Below are 16,989 nucleotides of genomic sequence, written 5' to 3'. Positions count from 1 at the left end.
GATGATCGCAGGGAGAGAGAAGTGGTCAATCAGGTTCAAGATGCCTACCTCGTCGCCGCCGTCAGAACCCCGGTCGGAAAGGCCCGCGGGGCGCTGCGCAATGTCCGTCCCGATGACATGCTCGCTCACGTGATAAGGGCGGCGATGGATCGGGTGCCCGCACTCGATCCGAAGCTGGTCGGCGACGCCATCATCGGCTGCGCCATGCCCGAGGCGGAGCAGGGAATGAACGTTGCTCGCCTGGGCGTCCTGCTGGCCGGGCTGCCGGACAGCGTGCCCGGTCTTACGATCAACCGCTTCTGCAGCTCCGGTGTGCAAGCAGTAACGATGGCGGCCGACCGCATCCGTCTCGGTGAGGCCGATGTGATGATCGGCGGTGGTACGGAGACGATGAGCATGATGCCCACGATGATGGGCAACAAGCCCTCCTACAATCCCGCGATCTTCGAGAAGCAGGAAAACATCGGCATGGCCTACGGGATGGGGCTGACAGCCGAGCGGGTCGCGGAGAAATGGCAGGTCAGCCGGGAGGACCAGGATGCATTTGCGCTGGCGAGCCATCAAAAGGCGACAGCGGCAATCAACGCCGGCAAGTTCCGGGATGAGATAGCGCCAGTTTTCGTGCGCAGCCATGTGCCGGACTCCAGAGCGGCTGCTGTCAAGATCGTCGAGAACACCGTGGAGGTTGATGAGGGACCGCGGCCCGACATCAGCGCGGAGGCCTTGGCCAAATTGCGGCCCGTGTTCGCTTCGAAGGGAAGCGTGACAGCCGGCAACGCATCCCAGATGTCCGATGGCGCCGGTGCAGCCATCCTTGTCAGTGAGAAGATCCTGAAGGAGCACAATCTCAAGCCGCTGGCACGGTTCGTATCGGCAAGCGTCGCCGGCGTGCCGGCAGAGATCATGGGGATTGGTCCCATCGAGGCGATCCCGCGTGCGTTGAAACTCGCCGGGCTCAAGCACGACGACCTCGATTGGATCGAATTGAACGAAGCGTTTGCAGCCCAGGCTCTGGCCTGCATGCGGACGCTCAATCTCGACCCCGCGAAGGTGAATCCGTATGGCGGCGCGATCGCGTTGGGCCATCCTCTCGGGGCTACCGGAGCCGTACGCGTCGCCACGCTCGTCAGCGCCATGCAGCGAGATCCGAAGATCAGGTATGGCATGGTCTCGATGTGCATCGGAACCGGTATGGGCTTCGCGGCGATATTCGAACGGGTCTGAGATTCGGATTATTTTTTCGAGTGAAGCGACGAGGATGGCGGGAGAATGCGGGTGGCTGCCGGCGGAGATCGAGGCGATACGGCCGAAGTAGGCGGGGCTGCGGCTTCTGTGCGGGCGAATCGACGTTTAAAGGAAACGCCGACCGGATTCGTGGACTACGGTGAGATTCCGGAGAGCCGGCAAGGCCGGGAAGCCTCGCTGCACCGCGTGCTGATCGTCGGCGGCGGGGCCGGCGGGCTCGAACTTGCGACGCAACTGGGAGATCGTCTTGGCAGCCGGGGCAAGGCGTCGATCGCACTTCTCGACAAGACCCGGGTGCACGTGTGGAAGCCGCACCTGCACGAGGTCGCTTCGGGCACGCTCGATATCCACGTCGATTCGGTCGAGTACCTCGCCCACGCGCGCTCGCACCATTATCGCTTCCGTGTCGGTGCGATGTGCGGGCTCGATCGCGAGAAGCGCCAAGTCTTCGTGGAACCAATGCTCGATGAGGATGGCCGGCAGCTGATCCCGCCGCGGGTTCTAGGCTACGACACACTGATCGTCGCGGTCGGAAGCGTCGGCAACGACTTTGCCACGCCGGGCGTAAAGGAGCACGCCATTGCCATCGACAGCGCAGATGAGGCGGCGAGATTCAATCGCAAGCTGATCAACGCATGTGTCAGGGCCAACGCCCAATACGAATCGCTGCACGAGGGCCAGTTGCATTGTGTCATCATTGGCGCCGGGGCCACCGGCGTCGAACTGGCGGCGGAGTTGCACAAAACTATGCGCGACATTGCCGCCTATGGGCTGGACAATATCGACTTCGACAAGTCGATCAGGCTCACGATCATCGAGGCGGGTCCGCGAATTCTCGGCCCCCTGCCGCAGCAACTGGCCGCGTCGACGGCGGACATGCTGAATCGACTCGGTGTGCAGGTGCTGACGGGCAGGCAAGCAGCCGAGATAACGAAGGATGGGGTAAGACTGGCGAGCGGTGAATTCATTCCCGCGGAGATGGTTGTCTGGGCCGCCGGCATAAAGGCGCCCGATTTCCTGAAGGACATCGACGGGCTCGAGACCGACCGCATCAACCGGTTGGTGGTTCGCGATACACTTCAGACCACCCGAGACGACAACATCTTCGCGATCGGCGATTGTGCCTGCTACGTCCTTCCGGAAGAAGGCAAGCCGACCCCGCCGCGCGCCCAGACGGCTCACCAGATGGCTTCGCTGGTCGAGAAAGCCGTCCGCGCACGTCTCAAGAAAAAAGCCCTGCCGAAGTTCAAGTATAGGGATTTCGGCAACCTCGTGAACCTCTCCGAGTACGGGACGGTCGGCAACCTGATCGGGATGGTCGGGAATCGTAGCGTCTACCTGGAAGGCGTGTTCGCTCGCCTCATGTACCGATCGCTCTACAAAATGCATCAGCGAGCGCTGCACGGAACGCTGAAGACCGCGCTTGATACCGCTGCCAAGTTGATTTCGCGGCGCACCGAGCCGTGCGTGAAGCTGCATTGAAATTGGTCGCAGAACAGACAATTGGGGAATCCAGATGAGCGCAGCAATCGTTCCGACGGCAAAATCTGGCAAGACGGGAAAAGTTGTCACGGCGCGTGAAGCCGCACGGCTGATACACACGGGTGATACGGTGGCGATAGGCGGGTTCTTCGGCATAGGCCTCGCTATGGAAGTCGTTCACGAACTGGCGGCGAGCTACGAATCGCACGATGCCGAAGCCGCGTCTTTCGGCAAACCTCGCGATCTGACGCTGGTATGGTGCGTCAGTCCCGGAGACGGCCAGCAGCGCGGAGCCCAACGCCTCGCTCACCCCGGTCTGGTCAAGCGCCTCATCGGCGGTCACTGGACGGCCGTGCCCGCACTTTATCAACTCGTGGCCGGAAATCAGGTCGAGGGCTACAACATTCCCCTCGGGCCGTTGTCGCAACTGTACCGTGATATCGCCGCGGGCAAGCCCGGCCATCTGTCACGTGTCGGGCTCGGTACGTTCGCGGATCCTCGATTCGGTGGAGGAAAGCTGAACGAGAGAACGACCGAGGACCTGATCGAGTTGATGGTCGTCGGCGACAAGGAATACCTCTTCTATAAGTCCTTTCCGATCGACGTCGCGTTGATACGCGGAACAACGGCTGACGCAGATGGTAACATCACGATGGAGCGGGAGGCGCTGACGGTAGATACGCTCTCGCTCGCGATGGCTGCGCACAACTCGGGTGGCCTGGTCATCGCGCAGGTCGAGCGTATCGCCGATGTCGGCACGCTCAATCCGCGACAGGTGAAGGTCCCCGGCGCGCTGGTCGACTGCATCGTCGTTGCGACCACTCCGGAACTTCACATGCAGACCATCGCCACCCCGTACAATCCCGCCTTCGCCTGCGAGGTGCGCGTTCCACTGACCTCGCTGGAGGCGATGCCGATGGACGATCGCAAGATTATCGCTCGCCGCGCAGCGATGGAGCTACGTCCCAACAGCGTGGTCAATCTGGGAGTCGGCATTCCGGAAGGGGTCGCCGCCGTCGCTGCCGAAGAGAAGTGCGCCGACCTCATGACGCTGACCGCCGAGCCGGGGGTCATCGGCGGCATTCCGGCCGGCGGCGTGAATTTCGGAGCCGCGACCAATGCGCAAGCCGTCATCGACATGCCCTATCAGTTCGACTTCTACGACGGTGGCGGCCTCGACGCAGCATTTCTCGGCCTGGCCCAAGCCGACAGGGAGGGGAACCTCAACGTTTCGAAGTTCGGTCCGCGTCTGGCGGGGGCGGGCGGCTTCATCAACATCAGCCAGAACGCGAAGAAGATATATTTCCTCGGCACGTTCACGGCCGGAGACCTCGAAGTCGCGATCGTGGACGGAAAGCTGCTGATCGAGCGGGACGGCAAGGCGAAGAAGTTCGTCAACGAGGTCGAGCACCGCACGTTCTCGGGCCCTTTCGCCGCGCGGAACGGCAAGGAGGTCCTCTACATCACCGAGCGATGCGTGTTCCAACTCACGAAGGACGGACTCGAGCTGATCGAGGTGGCGCCGGGGATCGACATCAAACACGACATTCTCGACAAGATGGACTTCGAACCGATCGTTCGTCAGCCGCGGGAGATGGACCCGAGGATATTCAGGGTCGAGCCGATGGGGCTGCGCGAAGAGCTTCTGCGGCTGCCGTTCGACGACCGGTTCAACTACGACGAAGAGCACAACATACTCTTCCTCAATCTTTCCGAACTCGCGGTGAAGACAAGCGACATCATCGAGCGATATCGCGAGCGGATCCGCTCGATCGTCGAGCCTCTGGGTCACAAGGTCTATGCTGTCGTCAACTACGACGGCTTCGAGCTCGATCGGGACGTTGAGGGTGAATATCTCGACGCCGTGAAGGAGATTGGGGACCGCTATTTCCACGGCGTCACGCGCTTTGCAACGAGCGCCTTCATGCGGGCGAAGCTCGGCGACTCTCTCGCAAAGAGGGGCGTCGCGCCGCACATCTACGAATCGGAGGACGAAGCGAAGGGTGTCGTGAGGGAGACGGTGGCCCGCACATGATCGTTGGTGTCCGGGCGCACAGGAAGCCGCTTGCTGACCCCTGAGGCGAAGTCGCGGAGCCGTGCTGTCAGCGCGTAGAGCGCTGGACGAGGAACAATAGGGAGGCACATCATGACTGATCCGATCACCGATAAACTAGCAGACAATATCGGCCGCGCGCGCGGCACTGACTACTTCCTGATGAAAGAGCAATTGAAGCCGGAGGAGGCAGAGATCCTCAGGGAGGTGCGAGAGTTCGGCGAAGCGGAGATCTTACCGGTCGTCAATTCATATTGGGAACGGGGCGAGTTTCCCTTCGAGTTGGTCCCCAAGATTGCGGCGTTGAACCTCATTGGGGACTACAACATGCGCGACCACGGATGTCGGCCGATGAGCGCGGTCGGCGCGGGACTCGTGATGATGGAGCTGAGCCGTATCGATTCCAGTGTCGCGACGTTCTTTGCAGTACACATGGGGCTCGCGATGCAGTCGATCAACCTGCTCGGTTCCGAAGAGCAGAGGCGCCGCTATCTGCCACTGATGGCAAAATTCGAAAAGGTTGGCGCGTTCGCGCTGACCGAGCCGGATCATGGATCCGATTCGGTGGCCTTGGAGACAACGGCGAGGCGTGAAGGAAATGAATGGGTGATCAACGGCCGCAAGCGTTGGCCGGGCAACGCCGTATGGTGCGACTACATCGTGGTCTATGCCCGCGACGTCGCCGACAAGCAGGTCAAGGCGTTCGTCGTCGAGAAGGACAATCCTGGCTACAAGGCGACCAAGATCCAGGGAAAGATTTCGTTGCGTATGGTCCAGAACGCCGACATCACGCTCACCGACTGTCGGGTTTCGGAGGATGCGCGGTTGCAGAACTGCAATTCGTTCAAGGATTGCGCGAGAGTTCTCATGGGCACCCGCAATACGGTTGCCTGGGCGTCCCTTGGCAATGCCGTCGCGGCCTACGACATCTCACTGAACTATGCTCAGCGCAGAGTTCAATTTGGCAGGCCCATCGCCAAGTCCCAGATGATCCAGTCGATACTGGTCAACATGCTCGGCGACGTCACTGCAATGCAGCTCTACTGCATCCGACTTGGCCGGTTGATTGACGAAGGAAAGCTGGAGGAAACGATGGCGGCGTTGGCCAAGTATTACTGCAGCGTCAAGGCGCGGGAAGTATGCCGGATGGCTCGCGATGTCCTGGGCGGGAACGGCATCACGCTCGACTTCCATGTGATCCGGCATATGTGCGACATGGAAAGCCTGGTGACCTACGAAGGAACGGCGGAAATCCAGTCCTTGATCGTCGGCCGGGATATCACTGGCCATAGCGCCTTCGTCTGACAGGGATGACCTCCGGCGACGGCAGCGCCGTCGGCGGGGGAAGGCCACGGCCATGCAATCGCTCCAGCGCGGTTCTCGCAGGGGCGGCGAAAAATCGGGGAGGGATCGGTGTCGGCAGGGAAAGCGTCAACTTCGGAAACGGCGGCGACCGGGCAGATCGATCTGGCCGAGCAAGCGACCGACGGTCTGCTCGGTCCGAATCCGTTCGTCGGCCTGCGGGCCGAGGACGTCGTCACGAGCTTCCGCGCCATCGGAGAGCAGGCGATCCAGCACCCGATGCTCGTGGTCGAGCAGGAGGCTGCATTGATCCGCGAGCTGATCGCGGTCATGGCCGGGCAGTCGGAACTTGCACCGCCGAAGGTCGACAAGCGATTCGGCGATCAAGCCTGGCAGGAGAATCCATTCTACCGGATGGTGCTCCAGGGGTATTTGGCCTGGACCAACGCGCTCCAGCAGTTCGTCGATCGTTCCGCACTCGATGATAGGACCAAGAGCCGGGCGCGCTTCGCGGTCTCGCTCATGACAGACGCGCTCGCCCCGACCAATACGCTTTTTGGAAATCCGGCCGCTCTGAGGAAAACCTGGGAAGACCGTGGCCAAAATCTGGTCAACGGGTTCAAGAATCTCGTCGACGACATCAACAGCAATGGTGGACTTCCCTCGCAAGTCGACAAGAAGGCGTTTGCCGTTGGCGGCAACCTCGCACTTTCTCCCGGCAAGGTCGTGTTCCGCAATCCAATCCTGGAATTGATACAGTATTCGCCCACGACAGACACCGTCTACGAACGACCACATCTCATCGTGCCGCCGGAGATCAACAAATTCTACGTCTTCGATCTATCACCCGGAAAGAGCATGGTGGAGTATATGGTCGCCCATGGCCTCCAGATGTTCGCGGTGAGCTGGCGCAACCCGACGGCCGAACACCGGAATTGGGGCATGGATGCCTATGTTGCAGCTCTTCGAGAAGCGATCGCGGCCGTGCGCGACATCACCGGCTCGCCGGATCTGATCGTCCACGCGGCGTGCTCGGGCGCCATGACGGCTGCGGCGCTTGCCGGGCACCTGGCAGCGAGCGGTGACACCAGCATTCATGCCATGGTGATGATGGTAGCCGTTCTTGGGCAGACTTCCGATGGAACGCTCAGTCTATTCGCAACGGATGAGACCACGGCGGCCGCAAAGCTGAAATCGCAAACCGCTGGTGTGCTCGACGGCATGGAGATGAATCGCATCTTCGCCTGGCTGCGTCCAAACGATCTCGTTTGGAACTACTGGGTCAACAACTATCTTTTGGGCAACGCGCCGCCAGCCTTCGATATTCTCTATTGGAGCAACGATGCCACCCGGTTGCCGGCAGCACTCCACTCCGAGATACTCGATATGTTTACCGACAATCGCCTGGTCAGACCCGGGGCGATGAAGGTTCTCGGCAATCCAATCGACCTTTCGAAGGTCACTTGCGACAAGATGTTCGTCGCTGGGACTACCGATCACATCACGCCGTGGAAGGGCGTCTACGATTCGGCGCGCGCTTTCGGCGGGAAGACTGATTTCATCCTGAGCAGCAGCGGACACATCCAGAGTCTGATCAACCCGCCGTCAAGCAAGAAGGCGAAGTACTTTCTCAATCCGCAACTCGGCCCCTCGGCCGACGATTGGCTGAGGCTGGCGACGACCGAGAGCGGTTCCTGGTGGAGCTTATGGCAGACCTGGTCGAGCGAACGTTCAGGGGGCAAGCGCGAGGCGCCGACGACGCTTGGCAGCGAGCGCCTAAAGCCGATAGGACCGGCGCCAGGCAGCTATGTACTCGAACCTTGAGCTGGGCCTTGTGGAAGACGTGCGGATTACGCGGAGGCCCGAGAATGTGGATCGGGGCCGGGGAGACGCTCTTCGAGCGCGATTCGATCCAGTGAGAACGTTCATCATTTGATTGAGGCGGCTTCGGCAGGCTGGCCTGACGGGCGTCTTCAATGGGGAGAGCTTCCGCACGACTGAACGAGTGCGAGAGCAGCGCAGTTCTATTGTCTTTGGCACGAAATTTCGGACGATCGGATCACGATCCTCACGGCTGTGGTCCCATCAAGCGCTGGCCGTGCTCGGCACAGAGAATGTGGTTATGGAGGTTGGCAATCCACTGACGCCCAGAGGTCGTCAAGTTCAGATATTGGATTCCTGCCGACAAATGTATCGACACGCTGTTCCAATAGAAGGAGGGATACTTGTCGATGAGATCGGCGGGGGAGGAATATCCGAGTTGTCGATTCATGCCGATCTCTTCGAATTCACTATACAGCGCATTGGCCTTGCGCGAATACATGGGATCGCCGAGTTGCCCAATGAGATCTGCTGCCTGCACCAGCCTGGGCTCCAGATTGTCATTCGTGCTGCCCGGATCGATCGAGCATGGAAAGCGCGTGAATTCAATCGCTCTCGCTACTCGCTCGGCCTCGACAATCGGCGAATTCTCCAGTCGCTCGAAGGCAAAGAGTTTCGAACGATCGACGTGGTAGGGGGCAAGCGCAGCATCTGAAGCGCCGCGAGCGAGGGCAATGGTCCGTCCGCTTCCGTCCACCACGAACTCGGCTTCCGTATCTCCGGCCAGTATGCCGCGCATATAGCCGACATCGTGCAACAGGCACGCCACGATGAGATGACCATAGTCTTCGGGGGCCAAGCGTGTCGACAGCGCCAACCCTCGCAGTATGTCTCGCCCCACCAGGGTAACCAGCATCGTGTGCTCGAAGTTGTGATAAAGCGCATCACTCCGTGCCATGCACTCAATGATGCTTCTTGCGAGAGCCCCAAGGCGCTCTGCCTGATCGTCATGTGCCCGTCCGAAGAGTTCGCGAAAGTCCCTGACAAGAAAGCGGCCAAGCTTTCTTGCAGCCACAGCAGCGATCGTCTTCATATCGGCCTCCAACCTGCTCGAGCTCAGCTCACACGCGCCTTGAGTGTGTGATGTCGATGTTGGGCTCCACTCCACAGATCCATGATCTGGGATCAAGCTTCGCGATAGGTCAACCATTTAAGAGAAATTCCGTGGAGCCAACTGCTCCGATGGCCGAATTGCAGCTGGTGGTGGCCGGTAAGGACCCGGGATCCAGCGGCGTGCTGTGTCTCGCTTAGATCGCAGCTTCATTGCTCAAGCCAAACACCCGATGCGGCTGCGAGAAGCCGGCAATGGGAAACTCACCGAGGTCGGTCCAGCCGCCGGCCGAGACGCCTGCAAACGCGCTCGAGGCCATCACGGTGCGGCTGAGCTTACCGGCGATCTTCTCCAGCCGCGCGGTGAGATTGACCGAGGGGCGATTGCCGACGTAGGTATCGAGCAGCGATGCAGCTGTCCGACGTAGTGCAAAGATCTCCGCGAGTCGCGTGAACGGCAGAAGGGTGGATCGCAACACGGAAAAGATGGTCGTCGGTGAACCCGCCAGGCTCCTTCGTTGCCCAGCTCGCCGCGTGCAGCGAACCATCGGTGAAGTGCAGCGGCAGGACGACGTACTCCGTCACGCCTTCCGCGCGCATCTCGCCGAAGAACGGGAAGCGCGTGCTTTCGGGGTCGTCAAGCCGGTAGCCGACCTCACGGGGCTGGCGTAGAGGATCGCGAACGGACTCTGGTTGAAGCGGTCTGACTCCGGAAGGTCGAACCCTGCGGTATCGATCACGACGCCGGCGTCCGGCTGCCAAACGAAGCTCCGCCCGAATGCATCGGGATGCAGCGTCTGGACAAAGACACCGACGCGGCAGAGCGGCACACCGGCCGTCACCAGGGACTCACAGACCCGGCTCACTACGATTTCGGGCGAGGATACGCCACGTGCGCCGTCCGTGAGCCATTTTGTGAGATTCTCAAGTTCTTCCGTATTCATAGCTGGAATCCGCTAGCGAGCCGCCCGCGAAGCGGGCACGGTTGCGTTGCGTTTTGATGACATCAGCACCGGCTCGCCCAATACAACAGCAGGAATCGACAAGTCGGCGCAGGCTGATCAAATCAATTGTGGGTGCGGACGCGTGCGCAAGGTCGCACGAGGTCGACATGCCGAAGGGCTATGTAACGCTGCCGCGCGCTCTCTCCCGACCTGGGATGGGATCTTGAGACATTCGGCGATCGCGAGGAAGCCGCCCTCGCGACGTAGAAGTCCGATAAGAACCCATTTGTGTCCGTTTAGGCCGTGGAACATCGGCGTGAGCTGAAGCAGAGTATGCAGCGGGATGCCAATTTGAATGGCTCGTAGGCTCGAGCCGGGAGAGAGGGATGACGGCCCCCTTTAGTCCGCGGTTATCGTCGGTTGCCGACCGGGTTGCTGCCGTTGCGTGCGGGGGTGGCGGGCTCTCGACCATGCAGGCCTTGTCGCGGACTGCATCGAAGCCAATTTTTGCTCTCGGATCCGGCCAGCGGGAACTGCGGCTCGATCTGTTTCGCGGACTGGCGCTGTGGCTCATCTATATCGACCACGTCTCGCCCGACGTTCTGAGCTGGTTCACAATGCGAAACTACGGCTTCAGCGACGCTGCCGAAATCTTCATCTTCATCTCGGGCTACACGGCAGCGCTGGTCTACGGCAGGGCGACCTTCGAATCCGGATTCGTGATTGGAACGGCACGCGTGATACGGCGGGTGTGGCAAATCTACACCGCGCATCTGCTGCTATTCCTGGTCCTGATGGCCGAGATCGTCTACGTGACGACAATCGCGGAGAAGCCCTCGTTTTACATTCAGGAAATGGAAGTTGGGGAGTTCTTCAAGCAACCCGGCGCCGTGATGATCCAGGTCCTGTTGCTGCGGTTTCGTCCGCTGAACATGGATGTCTTGCCGCTCTATGTCGTGCTCATGGCCTTTCTGCCAATGATTCTGCAGCTTGCACGATTGCAAAGAGATCTGCCGATCTTCCTGTCAATCGGCGTCTACGCCCTCACGATCCGATATGATTTGCACCTGTCGACTTATCCCGACGGCTTTTGGTCGTTCAATCCCTTCGCATGGCAATTGCTATTCGTCTTTGGTGTCTGGTGTGCGCAAGGGGGTGGGCGGCGGGTATCGCTGGTCCTTAGCTCTCCGCGGATCCTCTGGGTAGCCATCGCCTATCTATGTGCGGCCTTTTTCGTGACTATGACGTGGTGTTTTCCGAGTCTCGAAAGCCTGATCCCCGGCTGGCTCGCTCGGCTGATCTATCCGATCGACAAGGCCGACTTCGACGTCTTGAGATTTGCCCATTTCCTGGCCCTGACTGTCGTCGTCCTGCGCCTCGTGCCGAGCGGTTGGACGGGACTGAAGTCGACCTGGGTGCGGCCTGCTGTTCTTTGCGGCCAGTATTCTCTTCAGATCTTCACGCTCGGGGTTGCTTTGTCGTTTGCCGGCTATACGCTGCTGATAGAGCTGAATGCGGGCCTCACGCTGCACCTCATCGTGGGCGTCGCCGGAATCCTTATTCTGTACGGGGTTGCCAGGATGTTCGCCTGGTACAGATGGGCGACATCGGAGCGCGAGCGCGCAAGAGCAGTTCCATCCAAGCTGACAACGGACGTTGCATGATAGATGTCTGCGACCAGTTCGGGAAGCCAATGTTCGGCTCGCGATCTCTTGAGGACACGCCTGCTTTTGTGATGACTGCCTTTCGACCGTGGTCGAAAGGTTGCGCAGGTTCCGAACCAAGGTTTGATGATCTCGCTAACTGACGGGATGGGGCCTGACATGGCAAAGCAGGGCACAGATCTTTTTGTCGTCGAACGGGACTTGAGGCTCGACCTGTTGCGCGGTCTGGGTCTCTGGATGATCTATCTCGACCATATCCCGGATGACGTCGTCTCCTGGTTGACGCTTCGCAACTACGGATTCTGCGACGCGGCCGAGTTCTTCGTCTTCATTTCCGGTTACCTGCTCGGTTTCATCTATGCGCCAATCGTCGCTGCCGGCCACTTCATGCCGGCGCTGAAGCGGTTGTGGCTGCGGGCCTGGCAGATGTATGTCGCTCATCTCATGCTCTTCCTCGTTTTCACGGCGCAGATCGCCCGCGCCGCGAGACGGTGGGACAATCCGATGTACAAGGACGAGTTCAACGTCGCCAATTTTCTCGCGCATCCCGATGAGTTGATCGGCAAGGCGCTCACGCTGCAATACAAGCCGGTCGATCTCGACGTGTTGCCACTCTACATCGTGCTCGTCTTGGCTGCGCCGTTCGTGGTGTGGTGCTTGGTGCGCCGTCCCAATTTGACTTTGGCCGGCTCGGTGGTGCTTTACGTGCTGGCGCGCTATTTCGACTGGAATCTGCCGTCATACCCGAAGGGCGCAACCTGGTACTTCAATCCGTTTGCATGGCAGCTCCTGTTCTTCTTCGCCGCCTGGTGCGGCCGCGGCGGTGCAGCGCAGATCTCGAAGTTCATGCAGTCGCGCATCGTGTTTGGCGTCGCGGTCGCCTGGATCCTCTTTGCATTCGTTATCGCCATGTCCTGGCATATTCCGATGCTGGAGGCTCTGACGCCGAAATGGATCGTCAAGATGATCTATCCGATCGACAAGACCGATCTGGACATGCTGCGGTTCACCCACTTCCTTGCGCTCGTCGTGATCATCTCGCGCTATCTCAAGCGCGATTGGACCGGGTTGAAGTCGAACTGGCTGCGTCCGCTCGTCTTGTGCGGCCAGCATTCGCTTCCATTGTTTTGCCTCGGCGTGTTCCTGTCCTTTGGTGCTCACTGGATCCTGGTGCAGTGGAGGAGCGCGGTGATCGAGCAATTGGTGATCAGCTTCGCCGGTATGGCGATCATGACGGCCGCCGCATGGGCTCTGGATCGGGCGAGGAGGGTTCCGAATCTTTTCGTGGACTCAGGACTTGGCGCGCAGCCGGACGCCGGAACACAGCCAAGCGCGGCATGAATCCGTCGTGAGGTGGCGTCCGGCAATGCAAGGCTCCGTCTTCGTCCCGACCGTCCACGCGCACGCGGCCACGTGCTCCGCTTGTAGTCGAACAGCTGGCGTATGAGACCCGAACATTCGTTCCCGCGGATCGAAGCTAGAGCAGCAGACGATCGCACGTCCGTGAGTGCAATGCTGGACCGGCAGGCCGGATGGAGCCTCCGGCTGGTCGCTCGTTCGAACGCTTATGATCTTCTGACCCGGGCGCTCCTCGCGGCTCTCGTGGTCGTTGCGTGGTTCTCCGTCAAGGATTACGCGATTTCAAACGATGAAGGGGTGCAGCAGCGCTACGGTGAGCTGATCATCGCCTATTACCGCAGCGGATTCACGGTTCGAGATCTCTTCACGTTCGAAAACCTCTACCTCTATGGCGGGCTGTTTGACGTGACCGCGGTCGCGCTTGCCTCTGTGATTCCCGTCGATCCCTACGAACTGCGTCATATTCTCTGCGCGTTGACTGGAATCGGCGGTATCGCCGCTAGCAGTGCGATTGCCCGATCGATCGCGGGGCCGCGCGCAGGTCTCTTCGCGGCGATTGCGCTTGCGTCGTGCGGCGTATGGTACGGAGAAATCTTCAATCACACCAAAGACATTCCGTTTGCCGCAGCCATGGCGGGGGCGATGCTGTTTCTGGTCCGTACGGCCTGCAAGTTGCCATCGCCTCGAGCAATCGACATTGCGGGCTTCGGTGCTATGGCCGGAGCAGCGTTGGGAATGCGTAGCATTGGCTTGTTGCTGCTTATCTATCTGGGTCTTGCGATCGTTCTTTATCTGCCCTGGCATGAGGGCGCCGGCGCGCGCTTGCGCTTTGTGGCGAATTCGATCTTGAAGACGTTGCCGTCCTGGGCATTGGCCTATCTCATCATGATCCTAGCGTGGCCGTGGGCCGCGCTGTCGCCGCTCAATCCAATCCGCGGCTTGGTGGCATTCTCGGAGTTTCACTACGCTATTCGCACCATGTTCGCGGGACGCGTCTATTCGATGGTCGATGTGCCGCGGCTCTATATTCCGGGGTATCTCCTGGTTCGCGTGCCGTTGATCGTTTTGGCAGGTGCCGTCCTGGGCGCGACAGTGTCCTTCTGGCAAGTTCGCGAACGAGGGAGGCAACAGCGGCTGCGCGATATCACTCTGCTCTCGCTGACCGTGATCTTGCCGTTGGCGTGCGAGGCGGTAGCGCACGGTCCCGCCTTCACGGGAATCCGGCATTTTCTGTTCGTGCTTCCTCCACTTGCGACGCTGGCGGGTATCGGTATCAGCGAAGGACTCGATGCGATTGCAGCCCGAAGCGCCCAGCTGGCGTCGGCTGCGCTGGCATTGACCTGTGCTTGCTTCGCTTGGGAGGGAGTGACGCTGTTGAGGCTGCATCCTTACGAGAGTCTCTCTTATAATCTCCTGGTGGGAGGCCTTCCGGGAGCATTCCGCCGATACGACCTCGATTACTGGTTCAACAGCATGCCGGAGGCGATCCGCACGCTGGAGGCGTTCGTGCGCGACAAGGTGCCCGACCAGTCGCTTCAGCCGCCGAGAATATATTCCGTCGCGGTGTGCGGAGAACGTCCGGCCTTTGATCACACCGTCACGCTGCCGCAATTGCATTGGGACTTCAGATCGGAATGGGACGAGTCGGAGTTCTTCATTGCGCCAACGCACATGAACTGCGACCGCGATCTTGATGGTGAGATCGTTGGTACTGTGGAGAGGTTGGGCGTTCCCATTGCCTATGTAAAGGATCGACGGGCTATCATGAAGCAGCCGTTGGCGACGGTTGCGTCGCCAATTCCAGTTCAAGGATCCGATCTTCGTTAGAAATGCCGTACTTCGAGCGCAGTGTATGACGTTGCTACGCAATTTGGACTTGCCGAAATTGTGGTCGACGAAGCTGAAGGTAGCGCGGTGGGCCGTGGGCAATGGGCGGAACCTGTCCGCTCGTGAGGCATGCCGGTTGGGATGTCATTCGGGCAGCCCGGCTTTCCGCAGTCCTTCCTCGTATCTCGTCAGGTCTTCAGCATGTCGATAAGGGCCAAGCACCTGCTTGAGCGTCGAAACACGCAGCGCGGAATTTAGCCGCTGCAGCCGGACCGTCGTCTCATGTGCTTCCTCGGTCCGTCCGGCGATTGCATTGCTTGCAGCGCTGATACGTACGCCCGCTTGAAAATCCGGATTGTTCTGCATTGCCATTGCAGCCCACGATGCCGCTTCGTCATAGCGGTCCAGGAAAAAATGTGCATGCGCGATCCCGCTTTGAATGTCTGCGAGCCACCAACCAAGGGGACTTAGGCGCGTGGCACGCGCAAAATGCTCGATGGCCAGTTTCGGATCTCCCAGCCAGAGTCTCATCCAGCCACTGCAACGCCACGCCACGGCCAAATTGGAATTGAGCATAAGCGCGCGATCGATGAGGCTTGTGCCAACGCCGAGGTCACGAACAACAAACGCCAAGGCCCATCCGCTCCCGCTGAGCACGCTTGCGTCATCCTTGCCGAGTTCAAGCGCTCGCTGAGCCAGCCTCGACGCTTCAGCGAGCTCGTCCGCTGTGCCTGAAAGCCAGCTGTTGGTCTTGGCATGGGCATAACAGTGACTGGCATGGCTGTACGCAAGCGCGAATTCCGGATCGAGTTCGATCGCCCTGTTGAACAGGCGCAACGCGTCGGCCGTGGCAAGCCGATTGCCGTACTGATAGAACTTGGCCAGACCCCGCAAGTAGATGGCATAGGCATCGAGGCTCTCGGTCGGCTTGTACCTGGCACGTTCTATTTCGGCTGTTTCAACCGCCGGGGCGATCGCGCCAACCACTCTCTCGGTCACTTGATCCTGCAGATCGAAGATGTCCCCGAGCCCACCGTCAAAGCGGTCGGCCCAAAGATGCGCGCCAGTGGCGGCATCGATGAGCTGTCCCGTGATACGGACTCGGTTTTCCGCCTTGCGAACGCTGCCTTCGAGCACGTAGCGGACCCCGAGCTCACGTCCCACCTGCTTCACTTCGACCGCGCGTCCCTTGTAGGTGAAACTTGAGTTGCGCGCGATGACGAACAGTGCCTTGAACCGCGAAAGTGCAGTGGTGATCTCTTCCACCATGCCGTCCGCGAAGAATTCCTGCTCCGGATCGCTGCTCAGGTTCTGGAACGGCAGTACTGCAATGGACGGTTTGTCGGGAAGCGAAGGGGCCGCACCCATCGGCGCGTTATGCGCTTGAGCGCATATCGCGTAGACGCGGACCGGCTTGGCGATGCTCTTGAACTGCTGCTCGCCGCGGTCCTCGAAGCCAACCTCCAACTTGCCCTCGACTTCGCTGTAGACCTGCTCGGAAATCAGGATGCCGCCTGGATCGGCGATCCTCTCCAGCCGGACGGCAATGGTGATGCCGTCGCCTAGCAGATCGCCCTCCGGCCCAACGATAGCGTCACCAACGTTGATCCCGACGCGTAACCTCAGGGGACTATCGCCTGACGCGAGATGGGCCTGTACTTCGACCGCGCATCTTAGAGCGGCCAACGGGCTCGCAAACTCGGCGAGCGCGCTGTCACCCGTAGTCTTGATGAGCCGCCCTTGGTGGCGGGAGAGGCTGGGCGCGATCGACTCTCGCTTCAGCCGCTCGTACTCGGCGTAGGTGGCTTCCGCCGCACGTTCCATCAACGCAGAGTAGCCGACCACATCAGCGGCCAAGATTGCCGCTGATCGCCTCTGTTCCGTGCTGTCTTCGAGACGAATGACCGATTCAATGAACGAGTAGCCTCTTCCTTTAACGCTTGCGATATATCGGTTGCCGAATTGGCCATCCCCGAGCGCTTTGCGGATGGCGGCCACGTGAACCCGGAGGCTGCCCTCCTCCACGGTGACGTCCGACCAGACATGATCGATGAGCTCCGCCTTTCCGATGACCTTGCCTGGACGTTCAGCGAGATAGAACAAAATCTCGAATGCCCGACTGCCAAGGGAAAGCGTGACCCCATCACGACGCAGCACCCTCTTGCTACTGGAAAGCTCAAAC

The 16,989-nt window shown here is 60.1% G+C and carries 12 protein-coding genes; 8 read left to right on the top strand and 4 right to left on the bottom strand.

All coding sequences use genetic code 11. From position 1 onward, the window contains the following. Positions 1-21 precede the first annotated feature (21 nt). From K359_RS0104635 to K359_RS0104615, 5 genes are all read left to right on the top strand, one after another. A complete protein-coding gene (locus tag K359_RS0104635; RefSeq protein WP_029078312.1) occupies positions 22-1,224 on the top strand; it encodes an acetyl-CoA C-acyltransferase in 1,203 nt (400 codons plus the stop codon). A 45-nt stretch (positions 1,225-1,269) separates the two neighbouring features. Continuing rightward, a complete protein-coding gene (locus tag K359_RS0104630) occupies positions 1,270-2,727 on the top strand; it encodes an NAD(P)/FAD-dependent oxidoreductase (protein ID WP_084518260.1) in 1,458 nt (485 codons plus the stop codon). A 34-nt stretch (positions 2,728-2,761) separates the two neighbouring features. Next, positions 2,762-4,762, top strand: a complete 2,001-nt coding sequence (locus tag K359_RS0104625) for an acyl CoA:acetate/3-ketoacid CoA transferase (protein ID WP_029078310.1) — start codon at positions 2,762-2,764, stop codon at positions 4,760-4,762. A gap of 111 nt (positions 4,763-4,873) precedes the next feature. Continuing rightward, complete coding sequence (locus K359_RS0104620; RefSeq protein WP_029078309.1) at positions 4,874-6,085, top strand: acyl-CoA dehydrogenase family protein; 1,212 nt, start codon at positions 4,874-4,876, stop codon at positions 6,083-6,085. 108 nt (positions 6,086-6,193) lie between these two features. Then, complete coding sequence (locus K359_RS0104615) at positions 6,194-7,906, top strand: alpha/beta hydrolase (RefSeq protein WP_245284507.1); 1,713 nt, start codon at positions 6,194-6,196, stop codon at positions 7,904-7,906. A 244-nt stretch (positions 7,907-8,150) separates the two neighbouring features. Here the strand turns inward: K359_RS0104615 and K359_RS0104610 are convergent, their stop codons facing one another. The 3 genes from K359_RS0104610 to K359_RS66115 form a co-directional block, all read right to left on the bottom strand. After that, the gene (locus K359_RS0104610) at positions 8,151-8,996 is read right to left on the bottom strand and encodes an HD domain-containing protein (RefSeq protein WP_029078307.1); all 846 of its coding nucleotides are present in this window, start codon (positions 8,994-8,996) and stop codon (positions 8,151-8,153) included. A gap of 214 nt (positions 8,997-9,210) precedes the next feature. Further along, the gene (locus K359_RS66120) at positions 9,211-9,492 is read right to left on the bottom strand and encodes a hypothetical protein (protein ID WP_334262028.1); all 282 of its coding nucleotides are present in this window, start codon (positions 9,490-9,492) and stop codon (positions 9,211-9,213) included. Positions 9,493-9,594: 102 nt separating this feature from the next. Continuing rightward, positions 9,595-9,957 carry a hypothetical protein gene (locus K359_RS66115; protein WP_029078305.1) on the bottom strand — a complete coding sequence of 121 codons (363 nt, stop codon included), beginning with the start codon at positions 9,955-9,957 and terminating at the stop codon, positions 9,595-9,597. Positions 9,958-10,343: 386 nt separating this feature from the next. Here K359_RS66115 and K359_RS51050 point away from each other — a divergent pair, with 386 nt between their 5' ends. The 3 genes from K359_RS51050 to K359_RS51045 all read left to right on the top strand — a co-directional run bounded on the left by K359_RS51050 (position 10,344) and on the right by K359_RS51045 (position 14,807). After that, entirely contained in the window at positions 10,344-11,621 is a 1,278-nt protein-coding gene (locus tag K359_RS51050; protein WP_035976039.1) for an OpgC family protein, read from the top strand. 159 nt (positions 11,622-11,780) lie between these two features. Further along, positions 11,781-12,962, top strand: coding sequence for an OpgC domain-containing protein (locus K359_RS0104590; protein WP_029078304.1), 1,182 nt, complete (start codon positions 11,781-11,783; stop codon positions 12,960-12,962). A 171-nt stretch (positions 12,963-13,133) separates the two neighbouring features. Further along, positions 13,134-14,807, top strand: a complete 1,674-nt coding sequence (locus K359_RS51045; protein ID WP_051345971.1) for a hypothetical protein — start codon at positions 13,134-13,136, stop codon at positions 14,805-14,807. 144 nt (positions 14,808-14,951) lie between these two features. Here the strand turns inward: K359_RS51045 and K359_RS0104580 are convergent, their stop codons facing one another. Further along, positions 14,952-16,964 (bottom strand): winged helix-turn-helix domain-containing protein, encoded by a 2,013-nt coding sequence (locus K359_RS0104580; RefSeq protein ID WP_165128585.1) that lies wholly within the window; start codon positions 16,962-16,964, stop codon positions 14,952-14,954. Positions 16,965-16,989: the final 25 nt, after the last annotated feature.

The organism is Bradyrhizobium sp. th-b2, from assembly GCF_000426785.1.
In the GTDB taxonomy this organism is placed as follows: domain Bacteria; phylum Pseudomonadota; class Alphaproteobacteria; order Rhizobiales; family Xanthobacteraceae; genus Bradyrhizobium; species Bradyrhizobium septentrionale.
Note: the sequence above shows the minus strand (reverse complement) of the source record. Positions and strands in the feature narration are given on the sequence as shown.